This window comes from uncultured Marinobacter sp. (assembly GCF_963974375.1).
In the GTDB taxonomy this organism is placed as follows: Bacteria; Pseudomonadota; Gammaproteobacteria; order Pseudomonadales; family Oleiphilaceae; genus Marinobacter.
In genome coordinates, this window is the sequence record NZ_CAXBDN010000306.1 from 1 (window position 1) to 4,700 (window position 4,700).

Consider the following 4,700-nt stretch of genomic DNA (forward strand, 5'->3'; position numbering starts at 1 on the left):
TGTGGGGCTTTTCGACATCCGGCTGGCGGGGTTTGGCGGCTTGCGCCTTTGATGTGGCAACGGATTCGTTGCGCGCGCCACTGCGGAAGACCGGAACCGCATCTGGAGCGGTACTGACGGGGCGGGTGTCAGTGCTCGCGTCTGTGGGGGCCTTGTCCACTGCAGCGGTCATTGGTTTGTCGTCAGCGGCTGCGGGTTCACTGGCGGTAAAGACCGCCCGGGCCCGGGTGGGGGCGGCGGACGGCAGCGGTTTTGTTACGGGCTGTTCCGGTGTAGCCGGGGTTGGATGGCTCTGTAATGCCGGCTCTACGGTGCCCGGGCGAACGCTGAGCAAGCGATTGATTTGCTGGGCCAGCCCCTGAACTTCCCTGGGTACCTGATCCGCCAGCTGGTCACGCTGACCTTTCTGAACTTCCAGTAACTGCTGTTGCAGATCTCTGGCACAGTAACGCATCAGCCATGAAGCAATGAAGCTGACACACAACACCGTAAATGCTGTGGCGAGAGCAACAAGGGACCAGAGTGCCGTTGCCTCCGGTTGCAGGCACAGTGAAGGAACCAGACTGGTTTGCTGGCAAATGCCTTCCCACATCCGGTCAAGGACGGCCAGCGCGGGCACCTGAATCAACCAGACAGCTGCTGTCAGCACTGCCGTCAGAGGCATCAGCAACAGCAACAGTGTGAAACGTATAGAGTGACGCAAAACGGTCTCCTTTCCTGTCTTTCCCGGTCCCCAGCTTTGCGCTGTACCCCTGACCGACCCCGGATATACCCTGAAAGCGAACATAGGGACGGCCAGGCCAGAAGGTGCCTGACATCCCGTATCTATAGTCGCATGGTGGGACTCCGGAGAAAAACCAATTCTCTGTCATGTAATGTGAGGGGGTTTGGTGGATTGGCTGCAAATGGGTTTAACTGAGAGACAGGTTGATCTGTCTCACGGGAGGTTACATGGCTCGCTTCGCTGAATCCCTGCCGCCGCCATCGGTACTCATTTTCGACTGGCACGGTACACTCGTGGACACTCACGACGCCATGTTCAGCGCCATGGAGGACATGCTGCCCCAGCTTGAAGACCTGGGTCTGGTGGAACGGTTGCTGCCTGAGGATCAGTGTCGAACTGCCGACGACGCCAGGCTGGTGCGCTATATCCGGATATTCCGGCGGCTCCACCCCAGAATTCTTGCCGAACGGCGGGTTTCCCGTACCGATATTTTCAATGCAATTTTCGGCGACGACAAGCAGGCAAAAGCCATTGCTCATCAGGCCTATAACGATTGTTACCGCAGGTATTTTGGCCAGGTGAAGCCATTTCAGCCCGGTGCTTATGAATATCTGTGCGCGCTCCGGCAGATAGGCATACGACTGGCGATTTCCACCAACCGCAACCGGGAATTTCTTGACCGGGAGCTCAGTGTGGTTGACGAAGGCCGTTGGCAGCACCTGTTTGACGCAACGGTGTGTGCCGACGACGTCACCGAGTACAAACCAGACCCGGAGGTCATTCTCAAGGCTCTGGACAAGCTGGGGCTGCCGGCAGATGGCCGGGCCTGGTATGTGGGTGACAGTTATGTGGATATGCTCACCGCCAGCCGGGCCGGCGTTTCCGGTGTGTTCTACAACGGCGCCTGCTGGGAGCAGGGCCGTATCGATAGCTGGTTCAGCCATCGCGATGCACCGGTGGCCATCCTCGACAGTTTTGAAGATCTGATGGATTTGCTCGCATTGCAGGAACGGGCTCATCCTGAAGCCTTTGAGCAGGCGCCGGCGACCGTCCGCCCCCGGCCTTTCCCTGCGCCAGAACGCCCGGAGCCCCGAATTGAGGCTGACTGGCACCCGGCGGTGGTCAGACTGATACGGCCTTCCGTTGTGCTTCTGGACTGGCACGCCACTCTGGTAGACACACTGGATGCCATGTACCACGCCGTGGACGACATGTTGCCGGATTTCCGAACGCTGAAGCTGATGGACCGTATGGTGGCGCCGGAGGACAGCAAAACGCCGGAGGATGCCCGCCTGGTGGCCTATGTCCGGGAATTCGCCAGGTTACATCCGAAAGTCAGCACCGACCGGAAAATTTCCCGCACCGATATTTTCGAGGTGCTGTTTGGTGAAGACCAGGAAGCCAAGCAGATTGCCCACAAGGCGTTCAATCATCACTACCGTAATCACTACGGCACGGTGAAGGCCTTTGAACCCAAAGTCCGGGAAGTGCTGGAAGGGTTGCGCCGAATGGGTATTCTGGTCGGTGTCATCACCAACCGGGACCGGGAGTTTTTCGAGCATGAACTGGCTGCCGTTGATGGCACCGGCTGGTCTCATCTGTTTGATGTGCAGGTATGCGGAGATGATACGCCCCTGCGAAAGCCCCATCCGGATCAGTTGCTGCTGGCGGCGCAGAAGCTGGATTATCCGCCGGATCCCAGTGTCTGGTATGTGGGGGACAGTACCACCGACGTCATTGCTGCGAAGCGAGCGGGATTCACCGCCGTATTTTTCAATGGTGCCCAGTGGGATCAGCCGTGGCTGAACCGGATTTTCCCGGGGACCCATAAGCACCCCGACAAGCCGGATGTGGTGGTGAACGATTTTTCCGAGTTCTGGGCGCTGGTTCTGGCCTGTGAAGTGGGGCCGCCCTAGTGCCCCGTCTGGTTAATCCGCGGATCTACGGAGCCACTGCGGGCCCTGATAACTGCGTTGCGCGGCAGGGTTTATCTGATTTTTACATCCATCGGGACGCCTGCCCGCCATCGTTTTCCTGCCATGGGAACTGGTAACCGCCGGACAGGATCTCGGATGAATATGAAATGGCTTCTCAGCAAAAGACAGCCGGTTTATTCAGCACGACGTGCTCTGCTGGTCGGCGAAGGGTGTTTGGTGCTGACCAGTGCCCGCTCGATGTTGAGGCCGATTGCGATGGCTCCCAGCAACCGATCAGTCGATGACGCACGAATCGGCATGGATGCAATGATCTGAAAGGTCTGGGTCGAGGCGTCGAAATACACGGGTTCCAGATAAAGGCTACCGGAGGGCTGTTCAATAATCTGCTGGAATTTCTCTTCATCGCCCTGCCAGTAGTCAGAGGTAAGCTGTGACAGAGCGACATTGGCCCCGAGACGGTCCATGACAAAGACTTCGGTAATCAGCGGTTGGTGCGTGGCCTTCCATGTTGCCAGCGCTTTTGACTCTGGCCGTATCAGTAATTCCCGGGCAAGGTCAGACGGTGATTCCGGTGCCAGGGCTTGCCATAGCGCGTCGGCATTCAGAATGTCGCTGAGTTGCTCGTGACGCAGCGGCTGAGAGAGAAAGTGCTCGAGATCTATCTCCCGCTGGAGTTCTGCCATCAGGTCCTGCGCCAGAAGTTCAAGCGTTCGGGTTTCTTCCTGGCTCAAGGTGAAATCGCTGCGCACGCAAGAATCGATGTTGCGGTTGAAGCGGTCAATGAAATCCGGATGTTCACTGACAAAACGCCGGTTCAGGTACAGATGCAGTGGCGCAAATCGGATGAAACTGCTGGCCAGACGGCCAATACCGTTGTCGGTCAGTTGCAACAGCCCCATCACCCGTTGATCAAGCATTACCGCATCTACCCGCCCACGTTCCAGCAGTGCCAGTAACTGGCGCGGATGGGACACCGTCATGGTGAGTTCGTAGGGGCTGTCTTCAAGCCAGAGTGCCTCGTTGCTACCGGCAATGGCGGCCAGGCGCGTATTGGTATAGTCGTCAATGGGATTCAGCGAGTAGAAGTACCACTTTTCCAGGGCAACAGGGGCGGTCGGCAAGGCGTACTCATTCAGCAGGGTTGACTCATCCACCGCAAAATAGCCGTCGATGGTTTGCGTGCGCAGACCATGAATCGCACGGTTCTGGGGAACCAGCTGCGCGCGCATGTCCCAGCCTGATCGTTGGGCGATACAGCGAACGCTGTCAACGGTTGTACCGTGAACGGCGTAGGGGTCTTCGCCTGCCACCTGCTCAATCTGGTAGGGCGGAGAATGAAATGTGTACAGATCCAACCGGTTGGCTGACAGACTACTGCTGACAAGAACCAATATCGTGGCGGTCAGCGCTGGAAGCAACTTCACGTTTATCACTTCTCACCAGTATTTCCCTAAGCATAGATGCTGACCCGGGAAATATCACGAATCAGCATCCCGCGAAAGCGGATCACAGGTCCTCGAGGTGAGCCAGCAGCCAGTTGCCCCGCCGGATCAGAGCCTCCCGCTGCGCGGGCTTCTGACGCTCCCAGTTGCGGTACATCATGGTCATGCGGGGATTGCCGGCGAAGGCATCCCGGTGACGGTCAATGAAATGCCAGTAAAGGGCGTTGAAGGGGCAGGCATCGTCTTCCGTGGATTTCTTCACGTTGTAATGGCAGTTGGCGCAATGATCGGACATGCGCTGGATGTACTTGCCACTGGCGGCGTAGGGTTTGGAGCCAAGGTAGCCGCCATCGGCATGCATCACCATGCCCAGGGTGTTGGGCAGTTCCACCCAGTCGTAGGCGTCTACATACACCGCCAGATACCAGTCGCAAATGTCTTCCGGGCGAACACCCGCCAGCAGGGCAAAGTTGCCGGTCACCATCAGCCGCTGAATATGATGGGCGTAGCCGTTGCGATGGGTGGCATCAATGGCCTTGTGCATGCAGCGCATGCGGGTGTCACCGGTCCAGTAGAACCAGGGCAGGGTGCGCTGGT

General features: G+C 58.0%; 2 protein-coding genes and 2 pseudogenes. 1 reads left to right on the plus strand and 3 read right to left on the minus strand.

Going from position 1 to position 4,700, the window contains the following annotated elements:
* Positions 1-703, minus strand: a pseudogene (locus tag AAC035_RS18805) (hypothetical protein); the annotation flags it as partial.
* A 248-nt stretch (positions 704-951) separates the two neighbouring features.
* Between AAC035_RS18805 and AAC035_RS18810 the strand changes: the two are divergent.
* Positions 952-2,640: an HAD-IA family hydrolase gene (locus AAC035_RS18810; RefSeq protein WP_339806643.1), complete on the plus strand. Its 1,689-nt coding sequence runs from the start codon at positions 952-954 to the stop codon at positions 2,638-2,640.
* A gap of 194 nt (positions 2,641-2,834) precedes the next feature.
* Here the strand turns inward: AAC035_RS18810 and AAC035_RS18815 are convergent, their stop codons facing one another.
* Complete coding sequence (locus AAC035_RS18815; RefSeq protein WP_339806644.1) at positions 2,835-4,085, minus strand: hypothetical protein; 1,251 nt, start codon at positions 4,083-4,085, stop codon at positions 2,835-2,837.
* A gap of 82 nt (positions 4,086-4,167) precedes the next feature.
* Positions 4,168-4,700: pseudogene (locus AAC035_RS18820) on the minus strand (cryptochrome/photolyase family protein); the annotation flags it as partial.